15 protein-coding genes and 2 pseudogenes are annotated in these 16380 nt (G+C 59.1%); 6 read left to right on the top strand and 11 right to left on the bottom strand.

Annotated elements, in window-relative coordinates:
- Positions 1-195: 195 nt before the first annotated feature.
- The 10 genes from ACSQ8V_RS32470 to ACSQ8V_RS32425 all read right to left on the bottom strand — a co-directional run bounded on the left by ACSQ8V_RS32470 (position 196) and on the right by ACSQ8V_RS32425 (position 7800).
- Complete coding sequence (locus tag ACSQ8V_RS32470) at positions 196-585, bottom strand: hypothetical protein (RefSeq protein WP_436208546.1); 390 nt, start codon at positions 583-585, stop codon at positions 196-198.
- Between the two features lie 109 nt (positions 586-694).
- Positions 695-1096 carry a VOC family protein gene (locus ACSQ8V_RS32465; protein WP_436208545.1) on the bottom strand — a complete coding sequence of 134 codons (402 nt, stop codon included), beginning with the start codon at positions 1094-1096 and terminating at the stop codon, positions 695-697.
- Positions 1097-1421: 325 nt separating this feature from the next.
- Entirely contained in the window at positions 1422-2063 is a 642-nt protein-coding gene (locus ACSQ8V_RS32460) for a TetR/AcrR family transcriptional regulator (protein ID WP_436208544.1), read from the bottom strand.
- 327 nt (positions 2064-2390) lie between these two features.
- Entirely contained in the window at positions 2391-3404 is a 1014-nt protein-coding gene (locus tag ACSQ8V_RS32455; protein WP_436208543.1) for an SGNH/GDSL hydrolase family protein, read from the bottom strand.
- A gap of 344 nt (positions 3405-3748) precedes the next feature.
- The gene (locus tag ACSQ8V_RS32450) at positions 3749-4543 is read right to left on the bottom strand and encodes a DUF899 domain-containing protein (RefSeq protein ID WP_436208542.1); all 795 of its coding nucleotides are present in this window, start codon (positions 4541-4543) and stop codon (positions 3749-3751) included.
- A gap of 398 nt (positions 4544-4941) precedes the next feature.
- On the bottom strand, positions 4942-5193 hold the full coding sequence (locus ACSQ8V_RS32445) for an alpha/beta fold hydrolase (protein WP_436208541.1): 252 nt from the start codon (positions 5191-5193) through the stop codon (positions 4942-4944).
- A 41-nt stretch (positions 5194-5234) separates the two neighbouring features.
- Positions 5235-5621, bottom strand: a complete 387-nt coding sequence (locus ACSQ8V_RS32440) for a hypothetical protein (RefSeq protein ID WP_436208540.1) — start codon at positions 5619-5621, stop codon at positions 5235-5237.
- Between the two features lie 258 nt (positions 5622-5879).
- Positions 5880-6305: a hypothetical protein gene (locus tag ACSQ8V_RS32435; RefSeq protein ID WP_436208539.1), complete on the bottom strand. Its 426-nt coding sequence runs from the start codon at positions 6303-6305 to the stop codon at positions 5880-5882.
- A 250-nt stretch (positions 6306-6555) separates the two neighbouring features.
- Positions 6556-7071: a redoxin domain-containing protein gene (locus ACSQ8V_RS32430; protein ID WP_436208538.1), complete on the bottom strand. Its 516-nt coding sequence runs from the start codon at positions 7069-7071 to the stop codon at positions 6556-6558.
- Positions 7072-7083: 12 nt separating this feature from the next.
- On the bottom strand, positions 7084-7800 hold the full coding sequence (locus ACSQ8V_RS32425) for a DUF4410 domain-containing protein (RefSeq protein WP_436208537.1): 717 nt from the start codon (positions 7798-7800) through the stop codon (positions 7084-7086).
- Between the two features lie 86 nt (positions 7801-7886).
- On the opposite strand from ACSQ8V_RS32425, the pseudogene ACSQ8V_RS32420 reads away from it, so the two are divergent.
- The 6 genes and pseudogenes from ACSQ8V_RS32420 to ACSQ8V_RS32395 form a co-directional block, all read left to right on the top strand.
- Positions 7887-8138: pseudogene (locus tag ACSQ8V_RS32420) on the top strand (AraC family ligand binding domain-containing protein); the annotation flags it as partial.
- A gap of 141 nt (positions 8139-8279) precedes the next feature.
- Positions 8280-8705 (top strand): helix-turn-helix domain-containing protein, encoded by a 426-nt coding sequence (locus tag ACSQ8V_RS32415; RefSeq protein WP_436207966.1) that lies wholly within the window; start codon positions 8280-8282, stop codon positions 8703-8705.
- A gap of 531 nt (positions 8706-9236) precedes the next feature.
- On the top strand, positions 9237-10748 hold the full coding sequence (locus ACSQ8V_RS32410; RefSeq protein ID WP_436208536.1) for a sugar ABC transporter ATP-binding protein: 1512 nt from the start codon (positions 9237-9239) through the stop codon (positions 10746-10748).
- A gap of 25 nt (positions 10749-10773) precedes the next feature.
- A complete protein-coding gene (locus tag ACSQ8V_RS32405) occupies positions 10774-11799 on the top strand; it encodes an ABC transporter permease (RefSeq protein ID WP_436208535.1) in 1026 nt (341 codons plus the stop codon).
- A 97-nt stretch (positions 11800-11896) separates the two neighbouring features.
- On the top strand, positions 11897-12838 hold the full coding sequence (locus ACSQ8V_RS32400) for an ABC transporter substrate-binding protein (RefSeq protein ID WP_436208534.1): 942 nt from the start codon (positions 11897-11899) through the stop codon (positions 12836-12838).
- Positions 12839-12933: 95 nt separating this feature from the next.
- A complete protein-coding gene (locus ACSQ8V_RS32395) occupies positions 12934-14232 on the top strand; it encodes an L-fuconate dehydratase (RefSeq protein WP_436208533.1) in 1299 nt (432 codons plus the stop codon).
- A 380-nt stretch (positions 14233-14612) separates the two neighbouring features.
- On the opposite strand, the pseudogene ACSQ8V_RS32390 reads toward ACSQ8V_RS32395, so the two are convergent.
- Positions 14613-15802, bottom strand: a pseudogene (locus ACSQ8V_RS32390) (porin).
- Positions 15803-16380 lie beyond the last annotated feature (578 nt).

The following is a 16380-nucleotide window of genomic DNA, read 5'->3' as shown; positions in this document are numbered from 1 at the left end:
GGACATGTCGGGGTTAGCGCGATGCATCGCCCTCCTCTTTAGTTTTCGTTTCAGTTCCGATGAGCGATCCGCTACCCACGTTCGAGACCGATCGCCTGCTGATCCGCCCACGCACCATGGCGGACTACGAGGCATGTCTGGCGATGGATCGTGGCACGACGCTGAGGCGCATGAGCGATTCTTGGGGGAACGTATTCAGACATCGTTCGCCAATGAGGGAAATGGCCGTGCCGCTATCGGCGCGAGACCGAGCACGACCACGAGGAAGCCGATTTGCGCCAGATAAAATGGCTCAAGCCATTGATCATTCATCGCGGCATAGTACGTGTTATGTATAACGTCGCTCACGATGATCGCGACCGTCAACCAGATTCCCGCCCGTGGTTTGCCAAACAAGAGGATCGCGGCGAGTGGGTCAAGAATAGTCAGCACATCCCAATAGATCTTGCTCGTCAGGGCAATCTTGTTTCCGTAGCCATAATCCCAAAGCAAACCATGTTGGAGAACGGCACGCACATGATTGAAGGTTGCGGCAAGAAGGCATAGTGCGAACAAAATCCGGATCATGATCGATGCGCGTGGCATTCCGACCCTCGTAGAAAGGCGTGGCACTCAGCTTACCAGAGGAAATTGGTCGCAAAAATCGCTGTGACTCGCTGGAGCCGTATGTTTCCGATGCTATCCGCCTCTCCTTTTAAAACAGCTTTTGCCATTGCTCCTGCTTGTGCATATCTACGCGAGTGTTGACCTCGATCAGGACGCCACCAGGCGAGCGGCAAAAGAACCGAGATCCACGCGAGTTGTTGAAGACCTCCGTTTCCATGCGAACGCCACCGTCCAGGAATTCCTTATAGAGGGTATGGACGTCATCCAGGCTGTCGACCTCCAGGCCGAAGTGGAAGTTTTTAGGCCAAACCGGCACTTCCTCCGTTACGTGGTCCAGAACGATGTCGAAGCCATTCCGTTTGAGCAGACAGCTCTCTCCAGCGGCGACGATCTCGCAGCCGAGATATTTCTCGAAAAATGCAGCCGTCTCGGCTACGTTGGTGGTGGGAAAGCTCAGGTGGTTCAGCTTTGCTTCTTTATGAAGATTCATGATCGTTCTCGTAGAAAGGTTGAAATTTGCCGTGGAGCGAGTGGTCACTGACCCAATCCTATGCGGTTGCGCCGATCCGGCGATGCTCCACGATGTCCATTTTGCGAGTAATTACTCGATTTTTAAACTCGCATTGGACGGCGCAGTTTCCTCGGCGCGCAGCCCAGTAATGGCGGGCGTTTTTCGCGTCCGCCACAGCGACGATATGAATAATTACTCGCATTTCAGAAGTCACCTAGACAGCTCCCGTTATCTCGGAACCAGGATGCACGCTATGGTGATTAGATGACTCGCGAAGACGGCCTTTCGCGGCCCGGGAACTCGTCTATTTCCGGGTTCGTGACTTTTCGGGCTGGCGCTCGACGATCCCGAGGTATCCGAATAAGGCACGGCTGACACGGCTTTCCAGATCTCGTCGGTCCGATTCACCGCGCTCTCCCGCCGCATCTACGATAGCGCGAAGGATGGCAACAAGGTCGTCAGTTGCGGTCTCCATGTTTGGCTGCGGCGGAATATCCTTGCGGACCAGAATCTGCCGGATTACTTCATGAAAAGCGGCCTTCGACGCCGCCAGTTCATTGGCGATGACGGGGCGGTTTTCCTCGAAATCGAGCGCGCGTGCAAGCGCGGGACGACGCAGTTGCTGGCGGACCGAAACGGTAATCAGGTGCTTCAACGCCCCCTGCCCCGTGGGTTCGCTCAATGCGCCTGCCGCCTCTGCAAAGAACACGGCCCCTTCACGCTTGCTAAGAGCAACGATGAGCGCGTCCTTGTTGGGAAAGTATTGATACAGGGAACCCACGCCGACACCCGCGCGCTGCGCGACGAGATTGGTATTCATCCCGTCCATCCCCTTCGTTTCGAGCACACGGGCCGCTGCCTCCAGAATCGCGGCAACGGTTTGTTCGGCGCGGGATTGCTGCGGAATCTTTCGCGGCTTTAATGATTGACGCCTGTTTGTCGTCACGATGCAACCTGGTCAAAAGCGAGTATTAGCTCAGACTCTACAGCGTTCCAGCGAACTTATTAATGATCGAGTGAAGCGCTACACGAAGTCGCTGCGCGGTTGGATGTTGTTTCGCAGCACAAGACTGTTACGTCCCGCCGGATTCGAGGTTTAGTGAAAGGGGTTTGCCGTGATTTCGGCGAGAGCAAATTTTCGAGCTTCGTCATGCTCACGGCGCGCAGGAGTACCCATGATCGACGCAATAGCAAGACGCGGTCGGACCGGACATGCGGGTACCCGCCCATTCTGCTGGCGAGTCATCGAGTCATCGAGTCGTCGTTCCCAAGCTTAGTGACCAAGACCGGTCGCGGCGATCTGCTGCTCCACGAACTGGGCGAACAGTGCATGCAGATGCGTCGTCGGATGAATGTCGTCGGCGAACATGTACGTCTGATCGGCATTGGGCGTTACATAGGTCGCCGGCGAGCACAGCAATGCCGTGTCATCGGGCGTTTTCGCGGGGTCGCAGGCGGTGCTCGTGTTTGACACCGCGAAGCCGTTCGCCTGAAAGTTCGCAATGATCTGATCCGCCCAAGTATAAGAATCGATCTGGATCACCTTGCCTTGCAGGCCATTGGCCTGCAAGGCAGCGTTCAAGTCATCGTTGAATAGTTGCGATAACTGAGTCAGGTTTGCCCCGCCGTCGGACGAAGTAATGCCGTCCGGAGTCAATCCGATATTCGGGACATTGACCACTACGACATGAGTGGCGCCGCCCTGAACAATCTGTCCGATAACTTGAGCCAGGGTGGTCGCCGCCGTCTGTACGGTCGGCGCCGCGGCCGGCAGCGGCCCGGCGCGAAGCACGTCGTTCGCGCCCGCCCAGACCAGCACCAGTTGATTGGAGTTGAAACTGCCGTGAGTGGCCAAATAGCTCGAAACCTGCTGGTTGACGGGCATTTCTATGTTGCCGATCACGTTGGTCAGAAAGTCATACAGGTTTGCCGGCGTTGCCACCGTGGCGCCGCCCTCCGCATAGCCAAGGCCGCCTTGCGCACTCAACTCATGAGCGATGTCGATCGTAAACGCAGCGGTGAGCGTGTCCCCGTAGTATTGCGCGACATCCTGAGTCCACACTTGCCCCGGATTGGTCGTGAAACGCCCGCCGCCGGCCGCGCTGGCGATCGGTGCGTAGGTCCCGACGTCCGACAGACTGTCGCCGAACGAAACAACTTGCAGATCAATGCCGCCCGCCGGAGCGGCCGCGCCACTCGAACCACTTCCGCCTCCGCCGCATGAGGTAAGCAATGAAATCGCCACGGCAAGAATTGCAGCACGTACCTTGTCATTGCTTCCTTGCATAGCTCCTCCACCGCTGGTCGGCCGGGCAGTTGCCCTCATGCGGCGGGCTTATCGCCAGCCAGCCTGCATATCACTCTTGCGATATGTACCTTTGCCCCTTCGCTTAAGCAAAAAGCATGCGCTACCGTCCTGATTGGCGACGGCACCCCGAACCAGCCGCTAGAGGCGGCCGTACCAGCGGCAGGACGCCAGCGCGCAAACCGTGAGTTCGGGACCGACCATCTGTGTGCTCAGCTTGGTGTGATCGAGGTCGGTCTTGACTGACCGCTCTTCATGGAGGAGCTTCGCTCTACGGCCGATCGTGCCCCCTCAGACTGACCGCCGCCGCCCTTCGGATCCAACGGTCATGGCTTCGCGCTCGGCTGCGGGTCCCGGAACGCCGCCTCTCCGGCGTCCGACACCTCGACCCACTTCTTGTCGGGCGCTGCGTCTGCGACGTAGCTGTCGTGCCAGTTCCACCACTTGTAGGTCGGGGTTTGAGGATAACCCTCGGGCGAGTCCTCCCATATCTCCTGACGGCCAAGCGGCGTGATGTCGAGATAGTTCCAGGTGCTCCCCATCTGCTCGTCGCCGCGGCTGTTGATGAAGTAAGTCCGGAACACGCGGTCGCCATCGCGGTAAAACACATTCGTGCCGTGCCACTCGTCCACGCTGAAGTCGGCATCGAAGCTGTCCGTGAGGGTGAACCACGGCATCTCCCAGCCCATCCGCGCCTTCAGCCGCGCAATGTCCGCCTGAGGCGCACGCGAGACCAACACGAGGGTAGTGTCACGGGCGTTCAGGTGAGCGACGTGAGCAACCTGATCCGCCACCATGGAGCAGCCCCGGCAGGCGTGCTCGGGCCAGCCGAACACGCCCGGTTCGAAGAAGGCGCGGTAGACGATCAGCTGACGTCGACCGTCGAACAGGTCGAGCAGGCTGATCCTGCCAGCGGGCCCGTCGAACGCGTACGCCGTCTCCACGGCCATCCACGGCATGCGCCGGCGCTCTGCGGCCAGTGCGTCGCGGGCGCGGGTGTGGGCCTTTTCCTTTACGAGCAGTTGCTCGCGGGCCGCCTCCCACGCTTGCGACGACACGACCGGTGGTGTGTGCATGGCAGGCTGTCCGTCTTTCCGTTCGTTCTCGGATGATGGTGTCATGGCTTTTGCAATCTCCTGGTTTGGACAAATTCCCGCGCCTCGTCACTGAAGAGCGGCTCCGTTCGCTGCTCACTGCTCGTTGGCGGCTGTGAAATAGTCTGGCACCGGAAATCGAACGCTGGGAGTAACAAGCGTGACGGTATTCCTGTGGAGTCGCTGACTGCAGCCGGGGCGCGTGGGCTCGAAGTGGATGATCCCTCGGCGCCCTGAACCGCGTGGCGTCACGCGACGATGCTCCTGCCCTCACGCATCAGGGTATTGCGATAGTCCAGCAGGGCCGCTTTCCAAAAGGCGTTCAGATGAGCGCGAGGTCCGGATTGGGTCATGGACGTGAGTTCGGCTCAGGGTAAGCGAACTTCCGCTTGGCGCGGCTACGGAAGTTCGGCATCGAACCGGGATCAGCCAGAAGCCGCCAATGGTCGACAGGCAGGCCCGTCCATGAAGAGCCGTTTGATCACGCCCTTCGATTCCCGCCTTCGGCAAAGCAACACGACACGGGCGAACTCACCCACGCTGGCCGCGAGCCGCGTCCAGTCCGCAATCGACCCCGGATTGCCGTGTACGAAGACGACCGCATCGACAGCTTCGCTCGGCCCTGCCTCCAGCAGAGGCGAGCTGATTCCATCGACGCGGACCGATGTCTTTTTCATAAATCACCAGGGGCAAAATTGAGCTAGCGGGAAGCTGTCGCTCAGACCGGTGCATTGGGTTGCGCCGAGGGCGCAGCGGGCCGTCGAAGATCGACCCATGCGGCCCTCAACAGAGAACTCGGCGCGAAGAATTTGGCCGAACCGATCAAGCGCGACCCGAAGGTATGCAGATGTCTGGATGATGCAGTGTCTTTCGCTGCAGCCGAGAAGTTGAGCCGTTCGATAGCATTGAAGCCGTGCCGCCACGCATAGTCAAGTATGAAAAAACGACGCCCCTTCAGTTCTCGGGACACACGCTTCGTGTAGTTCTGCAGAGCAGGCGCGGTCGAGCGTTCCTGCTGGATGCATGGGGCCAACGTATCGACGAGCCACTTTGCGGTCTGAAATGCGAAGCCGCAACCGACGCCCCGAAGGGGATCAACACTCATCAACACATCGCCGACGAGCACAATGTCGTTATAGGAGATCTTTCCACTTGTTGGCCGGCACAAAGACACGGATGACCGCCAGGCACTCGAAAGCTGCCGCTTAGCGCGCGCGGGAACCAATGGCCGTGGCGGGCAAGCAGCGCCGATCGCGTCCTTCGGGATTAGACCCCGCAAATGCAGATACCCCCTGCGACGCGCCTGCGGTGGTTCGGGCAACAGGCTTATGAGCAGAGATAGCCCCCCCGCTCCCGGCGGGCCTCAGCCCTCTTTGATACGCTTGATCTCGCCCGCCAGATGCTCCAACTTCAGCACTGCGTAGAGATCTTTCTCACTGAGCTCCTTGCGCTTGTCCTGGTCAGGCAGGACAGTCATCAAGGCATCGATAACTGCTCCTAACTGGCTGCCGTAGCTTGCAACCTTAGTGAGGATATCAACCTCAGTCTGCGGATCGCCCCGCGTCCCGTTGATTACCTGAAAAAGTGAAATATTCCAAGGGTTGATGTTCTGGCTCAGACTCGCCGGTGCGAATTGAGATCCAATGGGGAAGAGGCTTGGCCAGCCCAGCATGGCCTGCCAGTGTCCAACCGCTTTTTGCTGCAATCTGGCCAGTTCCGCGACGTGTCTCCACAGTGCTACGTACTCCTCGGTCCGCTGGATGACCGATTGGATTTCGCTGGTGACCATGCGGGCACTCCTCAAAAGGGTTTGTGGCAGCAAAGGCATTCCATGAGTCTATCCGCTTCAAAATTTATTCGGGATACCGTCGGGCGGCCGCATTCGGCGACGATGGGTGTCTCTAACGGGTCGACTTGTACCGATAGCTGACAGGCAATAGCCGGCCATAAACCGTCTGTCGCCACTCCGAACTGAATGTCCGCTCACCAGGGCCGAACCGTCTTTCGACGGAATGAAGAGGCGTGGACACGGGCAGTTGCTAAGTGGTAACACCGATCTGATGCAGTACATGAGTCGCACAGTAGTGCGATGAGGGGGTGGGGTGAAACACCCGCGCCACGCGCCCGTCACGCACCTGAATGACTAAAGGTGTGACACGCGGAATCCGCATCCGCACCCCCTTGTTGATCATCGGGAGGTTGAGTCGACTACAAAATGCCCGATTCGAATCGCTAAGCAATGGAAACGGCAATGCCAGCGTTTCCGCCGTAATGCGTTGTACGAGGGGCGACTGGGTGCTGATTCCATATAGCGCGATACCGCGAGATGCAAACTCCGGATGGAGCCTGACGAAGCACAGGAGTTGTTCAAGTCCCCCAGTTACGGACCGGTCGGTCGGCACGATTTCGGGGGGCGATTCCTCGGGCGGCAATATAAACGGCAAAAAAATGAGGACGGCGTCTGAGGGCAAGGTGCTCAGATCGCACGTGTCTCCTGCCGTCGATCGAAGGCGAATGTCGGGCAGGCGCAGCCCTACCAAATCGGAGATGTTCACGGTGGTGTTCGGTTAGCGTTGTGTGGATGCGGCGCCTTGAAGGGACGTGGTCTGAGACGCGCTGACTGATCCAGCGTCACCGGCCGAGTAGGGCCACTGCTGAGATTTGAAGTATTGGCCAAGTTCATGGTCAATGTGCTCGATACTATCGTTCACTTCTTGCCCAAGGCCCTGTTTCATCGCCCCCGGTATGCTCAACGCTGCGCCGCCTGCCGAGAAAGCCTGCCCTGACGCGAGACCATATCCCGCACCTGGCATCTTGCCCGTCGTGCTATCGATCTCGAACGCAACAAGGGGCCGCATCGCGACGGTCGAGTCGAACACTGTAACTTTCGTACGCAGTTCCGCGCGACCAGCGCCGTAGCCGATCAGGACACGCAGCCATTCATTTCCGCCACGGACTTCAAGAACATTGCACCGAAGGGTCAAATCAGGATGAGCGTCGGGTGATACGACTACGAGGCCTCGCCCGCTGAGTACCTTGCTCAGCTGATCCGTGAGGGTCGCAACTACGAGTTTTGCATCCTCCAATTGCGAGGCACGGCGCGACGCATGAGGCGGTGCGGGGCTGTTGTTTTCTACGAGTACCGCTACAGTGTGAGGCGACGAAGTTCCAATGGTAGAGGAACTCGTTTCCATGTCCTTTACCCGCGTGCCAGCGCAGGCGGCTAGCATGAGCGTAGCGGCGGCAAGAATCAGCGGCGAAAAGTGCTTGCGGATGGGTTTCATGGAGATGATGTAGGTGCATGGATGCGGGTTTATCGAATTGTCCGTTTTTAAAGCGTTCTGCGCGACGCACGATCATCCAAAATTGAATGGTATCGGGCCAAATGAGCACCCAAGTTCTAATCGATTCGCTTTCGGCAACGGATGGACGAGGTAAGACAGCCGTCCTGCATGTCCTTACCGACGCGGACTACGACCTAACGCGATTCATGCATGCGCATCCACACGGTGAGCTCTTTCTGCTTCGTTCGGGGTTTGTGAAGTCTCATTCGGCGGCGGGGCAGTGGCTGATTCCTGCGGGACATTTGTGCTGGATTCCGCCAGGTGCAGCGCATGGCGCTGAGACCGATAGGATTCGTGGGGTGCGTATCCACCTTTCGGCGGAATTGTGCCGAGGACTACCTTCAGAACCCAGAGTATTGGCGAGCACGCCCATCATTCTCGCGATCATTGACCGCTTGGCGGCAGACGCGAGGCCGCGCATGTCACTTTCGCCTCCGGAGGCCAATCTTCTGAAAGTACTCCTCGACGAAATCTCAGGCGCTCAAGGCTTACCTATTGTGCTGCCGATGCCAAACCACGCCGCGTTGCGTAACGTTGCCCAGCGATGGTTACAGCAACCAGACGACGATGCGGGGCTCGACGAGCTGGCTGCGGCTGAAGGGTTGTCCCGACGCAGCCTCACACGTAATTTCAAGGCGGAAACGGGCTTGTCAGTGGGTCGCTGGCGCCAACTCGCAAGATTGCTTCATGGGGTAGAACTGCTGGCTGCGGGGAAGTCTGTCACGGAGACGGCGTTCCTTCTTGGCTACGACAGCGTGAGCAGTTTTGTGATGCTGTGCCATCGGCACACTGGACTGAGCCCCGCAGCACTCGCGCGTGCGGTTGGGAAAGCTCCGACAGTTTAACTACGCCATCGCGAAATGGTCATTGTTGATTCCCAGTTGTGAATGGCTGTTAAAAACTATACTGCCGTCGTTCGTCCTGCGGTCGATTGATGGCCGCTCCGGGTCGGCATCAGCCACGCGTCTGGCCGCAAGCATTGCGTCCAAATCTAAATGGGCAATCCTGTATTTTTCGAGAAGCTGTCGTCAAAGATGGCTCCCCGGCGCGGAACGATTGGCAGCACCGGCCTGTTTTGTTGTCTCACACGCAAAACGGAACTGATGAGACAACAAGATAATGGAAGAGAAGCGCTAGGTACATTCGCGCACGACACTAGGGAATGCCTACCATTGAGCCGCTGGCATCCGGCGTCGTAAAATCGTGGCACATCGATTTGGGGGCCCAGCAATGTGTCTGGCTTCTCGCTACGATTTCAACCGCGATTTCAGCCGCAATACCCAGCTGCGTCTAACGCAGCGGGACCCGGCGCTTTTTCGACCCGTTTCTCGAGATGAGGCCGGCGGCCGTCGCGGAACTGTCGGTCAATCCGCGCCATGATCCCGCTCATTTCCGTCAAGAGACTGAGCAAGAGCTTTCCCGGCGTAAGGGCGCTTCACGAAGTCCAGTTCGAGCTCATGGCGGGTGAAGTCCACACGCTGATGGGCGAGAACGGCGCCGGCAAGTCGACGCTGATGAAAATCCTCGCCGGCGTGTACACCCGGGATTCCGGCGAAATCCTCTACGACGGCCAGCCCGTCGACTTCTCAAGCCCGCGCGAGGCGCAGGCCATGGGCGTCTGCATCATTCATCAGGAACTCCAGTTGATGAATCATCTGAGCGTCGCCCAGAATATGTTCATCGGCCGAGAGCCACGCGGACGCCTCGGCCTGTTCCTCGACGAAGACAAGCTCAATGCGCAGGCGCGCGACATCCTTGCCCGCATGCATGTGAATCTGGACCCGCGTGCCGTTGTCGGCACCCTCACCGTCGCCAGCCAGCAGATGGTCGAGATCGCCAAGGCCTTGTCCTTCGATTCGCGCGTCCTGATCATGGACGAGCCCACCTCCGCGCTCAACGACGCCGAGATCGCCGAGCTTTTCCGCATCATCCGGGAACTAAAAAGCCGGGATGTGGGAATCATCTATATCTCCCACAAGATGGACGAACTGAAACAGATTTCCGACCGCGTCACCGTGTTGCGGGACGGGGAATATGTGGCCACGGTCACTGCAAAGGACACGACCGTCGAAGCGATCATCGGGATGATGGTCGGGCGAGCGTTGACCGACGCCGCGCCTTCTCACAGCGCCGCAGGCGAAGGCGAGGTCGCGCTCGAAGTAAGGAATCTGAACGCCGGCCCGCTGGTCAGGAACGTGAGCTTCGCGCTGCGCAAAGGCGAGATATTGGGCTTTGCGGGCCTGATGGGCGCCGGCCGCACCGAGGTCGCCCGAGCGGTGTTCGGCGCCGATCCGATCGAATCGGGCGAAATTCTGGTGAAAGGCGCGAAGGTGACGATCAGGACGCCGAGCGACGCGGTGGCGCGCGGTATCGGCTATCTCTCGGAAGACAGGAAACGCTTCGGCCTGGCGACCGGAATGGATGTTGAATCGAACATCGTGATGTCCAACCTGGGCAAATTCCTGTCGCTCAACGTTTTCTTGCGCCGCGCCCAGATACGCCGGACAGCTAGCCATTTCATCAATCTGCTCGCCATTCGTACGCCTTCCGCGACGCAGGAAGTACGGCTCCTGTCGGGCGGTAATCAGCAGAAAATTGTCATCGCTAAATGGCTTGAGCGCGACTGCGACGTGCTGTTCTTCGACGAGCCGACGCGCGGCATCGACGTCGGCGCCAAGAGCGAAATCTACAAGCTCCTGCGCTCGCTCGCGGACCAGGGCAAGGCGATCGTGATGATCTCGTCGGAACTATCGGAAATCTTGCGTATGAGCGACCGTATCGTCGTGATGTGCGAGGGCCGTATTACCGGCGAACTCTCAGCCACGGAGGCGACGCAGGAGCGCATCATGCAATTGGCGACGCAGCGTGAAACCTTAAAAGCGGCATGAGTCTCTTAGAAGAGAGGTCCGTTCCATGACACTGCCATCGGATACTTCGGCGCTAGGTAATCAGGGACGGGCGTCCGCCCTGAGAGCCCGCCTCTTCTCGCCGACCGCTCTGCAAAAGCTGCTCGCCTTCGGGAGCCTGGTCCTGCTGCTGGCGTTTTTCAGCTTCGCCTCACCCGCCTTCATGCAGATGGACAATATGCTCGGGATTCTGCAGGCGACGGCGGTCAACGGCGTTCTGGCGATCGCCTGCACGTTCGTCATCATCACCGGCGGCATCGATTTGTCCGTCGGCACGTTGATGACCTTCACGGCCGTCATTTGCGGCGTGTTCCTGACCTATTGGCATTTGCCGATGACGCTCGGCGTGATCGCTGCAATAGGCACAGGCGCACTCTGCGGGACCGTTTCGGGCACCCTCACGGCGAAGATGAAGATCCCGCCGTTCATTGCCACCCTGGGCATGATGCTGCTGCTGAAAGGGCTGTCGCTCGTCGTCTCGGCCGACAAGCCCATCTATTTCACCGACACCGAAAACTTCTACCGGATCTCTCAGGATTCGCTGATCGGCGATTTAATCCCTAGCCTGCCCGTTCCGAACGCGGTCCTGATCCTGTTCTTCCTGGCGGTGGTGAGTTCGATCACGCTGAATCGCACGGCGCTTGGCCGCTATACCTTTGCGCTCGGCAGCAACGAAGAAGCCGTGCGCCTTTCCGGCGTGAACGTCGATAGATGGAAGATCGCCATTTACGGCCTGAGCGGGTCAATTTGCGGCATCGCCGGACTGCTTATAGCCTCGCGCCTGAATTCGGCCCAGCCGGCGCTCGGCCAAGGTTACGAACTCGAAGCGATAGCGGCCGTGGTTATCGGCGGGACCTCGCTCAGTGGCGGCTCGGGCACGATCCTAGGGACGATCATCGGCGCCTTCATCATGAGCGTGCTGACCAACGGCCTGCGCATCCTGTCCGTCGCTCAGGAATGGCAGATCGTGGTGACAGGTCTCATCATCATTCTCGCGGTCTATGCCGATATTTTGCGGCGCAAGAAGAGCTGACGACAGCGGACACTGCACGGGACAAGATCAAGAAAAGGGAGCGCCAGGCTCCCCAAACGGCTGAAGGTTAATGGCCCACCTTAGGAGGAGAACCACCATGTTGAAAAGAAAAGTAATCGGTGTCGTGGTCGGCGTTGGCGCACTCATTGGCGGCACAAGTCTTGTGCGCGCGGACGAACCCTACATCCCGCTCATTTCGAAAGGCTTCCAGCACCAGTTCTGGCAGGCTGTCAAAGCCGGCGCGGAACAGTCGGCGAAGGCGCAAAACGTCAGGATCTCCTTCGAGGGTCCGGAAACCGAGGCCATGGTCGACAAGCAGATCGACATGCTCTCGGCCGCACTTGCCAAGAAACCCCAGGCACTCGGCATCGCCGCGCTCGACAGCAAAGCGGCCATTCCACTGTTGAAGCGAGCGCAGGCCGCCAAGATACCGGTCATCGCCTTCGACTCCGGCGTCGACAGCGACATTCCGCTCACGACCTGCGCGACGGACAACCTTGCCGCGGCGGCGCTCGCCGCCGACAAGATGGCCGAGGCGGTCGGCAATTCCGGTGAGGTCGGCCTGATCGTGCACGACCAGACTAGCCGCACCGGCGTTGATCGCCGCGACGGCTTCCTGAACGAGATGAAAGCGAAGCATCCGAACATCAAGATCGTCTCGGTCCAGTATGGCGGCGGCGACCATCTGAAGTCGGCGGAAATTGCCAAGACGATGATCCAGGCCAACCCCAATCTCAAGGGCATCTTCGGTTCGAATGAAGGCTCGGCGGAGGGTGCCGCGATCGGCGTCAAGGAATCGGGCAAAAAGCTCGTCCTGATCGGCTATGACTCCGGCAAGGAGCAGAAGGACGACATCAATTCGGGCCTGATGTATGGCGCGATTACGCAGAACCCGATCGGCATCGGCAAATGCGTGGTCGACTCTGCTGTGAAGGCGTTGAAGGGCGGGACGCTGCCCAAGAAAGTCGACACGGGCTTCTACTGGTACGACAAGAGCAATATCAACGATCCCAAGATCGCCGCCGTGCTCTACGATTAACCGTCGCCGTCAGAGGAAGGGTCGCGGCGTCTTTCGACGCCGCGGCTCTCGTTGTTCTTTGGAAGTCGATAGCTCTCGTCCAGGAGATTGTTCAGATGCCCACGATCACCAAGCTGTCCGTCCGGGACATCCGGTTTCCAACCTCGCGTTCGCTCGACGGCTCCGATGCGATGAACGCCGCGCCGGATTACTCCGCCACCTACGTGACGCTCGAAACCGATTCGCCGGAGGCGCTCACGGGCCATGGCCTCACCTTCACCATCGGGCGCGGCAACGAGATCTGCGTGGCTGCGGTGAAGGCGCTTGCTCCGCTGGTCGTCGGCAAAACGCTTGAGGACATAGCCGCGAACATGGGCGCTTTCTGGCGCGCGCTGACGTCGGACAGCCAGTTGCGCTGGATCGGCCCGGACAAGGGGGCAATCCATCTGGCGACGGCGGCGGTCGTGAACGCGGCCTGGGATCTGTGGGCCAAAGCGGAAGGCAAGCCGGTGTGGAAGCTGCTCGTCGACATGAGCCCCGAAGCGCTCGTGCGTTGCCTCGACTTCCGTTACGTGACCGATGCGATCACGCCGAACGAAGCCATCGCCATGTTGCATCGCCACGCAAAGACCCGGGGCGAGCGAGAAAAGGACATGCTGGCGCGCGGCTATCCGGCCTACACGACGTCGGCCGGCTGGCTCGGCTACGACGACGACAAGATTCGCCGGCTCGCCCGTGAAGGCGTCGCGCAGGGCTGGACGCACTTCAAGCAGAAGGTGGGCGGCAATCTTGAAGAAGATATGCGCCGGGCCCGCATCCTGCGCGAAGAAATCGGTGAAAACCGCAAGCTGATGATGGATGCGAACCAGGTGTGGGACGTCGATGAAGCCGTCGCGAACATGCGGCGCCTGGCGCAATTCGATCCGTGGTGGATCGAGGAACCCACGAGCCCCGACGACATTCTCGGCCACGCGGCTATCCGCCAGCGGATTCGGCCAATAGGGGTCGCCACGGGCGAGCACTGCCATAACCGGGTGATGTTCAAGCAGTTGCTGCAGGCGCAGGCTATCGACTTCTGTCAGGTCGATAGCTGCCGCCTCGGCGGGCTGAACGAGGTGATTGTCGTCCTGCTGATGGCGGCGAAATTCGGCGTGCCCGTGTGCCCGCATGCGGGCGGCGTCGGCTTGTGCGAGTACGTCCAGCACATTTCGTTGTTCGACTATATCTGCGTGTCGGCGTCGCTGGAAAACCGGGTGCTCGAGTACGTGGATCATCTGCATGAGCATTTCGTCGATCCTGTCGTGATCAAGAACGGCCGTTACATGCCACCGCAACGTCCCGGCTACAGCATCGAAATGCACGCGGCGTCGCTCGATCAATATGACTTTCCTGAGGGACCGGCCTGGCGGGTTTGAGACGGTACGCGCGGGGGTGTTGTATCGATTCGGAAGCCTGGCAAGAAGCCGCTTTTGGCAAAGACAATGCGCCGGGTGGTTACGGCTACTGGATTTCCACTGCGGGATATGTCTCGACGTATGATTCATCGTGACATCCGTAGTAGGCGACCGTGCGTGCAGTCAGGTCCACCTCATAACGGATGACTCCCGCCTGGCACTAACCGCGAACCCGGGCACATGGATATAGGATACAACGTCCACATCATCCGCAAGGCAAACTGGTTCGACGAAAACCGACCCAATGTCGCCGTTCGATTGCCAACACGACAGTGCACGAAGGCGATTGCGTTGCGACCGGCTGCGGGCTGCCGGTCGTGGCATGCGTGAAGCTTGCGTCCTCAGAACTTGTGGCGAATTCCAATGCGTCCAACGAACTGGTTGCCGTTCGACGAAATGGCGGTGGTATCGGTGATGGCCGCGACGGCCGGGCCGCCTGTAGAGTCGTCGCCGAGCGCGCGTTGGTAGAGCGCCATTACGTACACGTCGGTGCGCTTGGACAGCGAGTAGTCGAGCGACGCGTTGTATTGCAGGTACTTCCCGTTGTCGACTGACTGTCCGTTCTTCTCCGTGAGCGAATTGCGCTCGACGTAATCGGACGCCACGAGCAACCGCAGCGCGGGCGTGATCCGATACAGGAAATTGACCTGCACGTCATTGAAGGTCGCCGTGCTACCCGTCGCGTAGCCAGAGGCCGGACCCTTGGCGCCGGTCGGCATCGGATTGCTGCCCAAATTCATGAACTTGGCGTTCGTATACGTGACGCCGAGCGTCGCCGGACCAAACGTGTAGGATCCGCCGAAATCGATCACCTGAAACGTATTCGCGCTCATGAAGCCGGAGTAGATCGGCGTCATCAAGGTTTCGGGCAGGCTCGACGCGGCAGTGCTGAACATGCTGGTGCCTGGGTTGCGCGCGTTCAGGTAAGCAACGCCGAGGCCGAGCGGTCCCTGGTTATACGCCGCTCCGAGCGACCAGTCTGATTGGTGCCGATGCTGCCGGGCGTACCGCCGAGACTGTACGTACCGCCAAATTTGAAGCCCGAAAAGGTGGGGCTTGCGTATTTGATGGTGTTGTTATCGTGGTAATCGATGTTCGAGTTGTCGAGGTCGCCCGGGTGCGCACCATAGACGCCAGCGCCCAGTTGGCCGCCTGCGAACGGGGCTGTGTAGTCGAAAATAGAGTCGTACTGACGACCGAGCGTGACCGTGCCGTATTGAGTCGCGAGGCCGACCCAAGCCTGCCGGCCGAACATCAGGCCATTCTGGCTGAGCGCGCCGCTGTTAATGTTGAAACCGTTTTCGAGCATGAATACCGCCTTCATGCCACCGCCGAGGTCTTCGGAACCGGTCAGGCCCCACCGGTCGCCCTGCATCACGCTGCCGGCTGCCTGGTAAACATGGCCGCCCTTGTTGTTGGTGATCATGTCGACCCCTTCGTCGATAATACCGAACAGGGTGACACTGCTTTGTGCGTGTGCGGCGCCGGCTAGTGTGCCGAGTGCGACGAAGGCGATAATTGATTTTTTCATGTGGTAGGTGATTATTGTTTATATGTCTCGAAACGCCGATCAGAGTTCGTCGGGCTTTGCTCCTGTCTTGCCGTCAGCGCGCAACCACGCAATACACGCAATAACGCCTAAATTAAGCGAGGTACTGCAGTAAGCGGTATTCGGTTGACTCCCCTTCTTTACCCGACAGCACTCACCGTTTTACTGGGCTAACCCAAAATCCCCGCGTTTCCCGCGCGAACTCGCGCCATCTACGCTCATGCACCTTCAGCAACTCAACGCGGCAGAGCTCCCGTTTCTGCCCGGTTCAACGTCGCCACAATCTGCTCGACACTAAAGCGTCTGCGTCACGTTGCACGGCCCCTCTCTTTTCGATAACGAAAAGTTGTCCTAAACACCCTATATATTGATACTGGTTTACACGGAGCCGGTCACTCCAGTAACCGGGCGAAGCAGCACCAATCAATAGTTACGACCGCATGGAGGCGACTGATACGATATGAAGATTCGCGCTACGTGACAGGAGTCAATAATGTCAACTTGTCGCTGACGACGTAACGGATCGAATAATGCCATTACGCAGTATTCTCTTAAATCAG

It is taken from the genome of Caballeronia sp. LjRoot31 (assembly GCF_964253885.1).
GTDB lineage: Bacteria > Pseudomonadota > Gammaproteobacteria > Burkholderiales > Burkholderiaceae > Caballeronia.
Note: the sequence above shows the minus strand (reverse complement) of the source record. Positions and strands in the feature narration are given on the sequence as shown.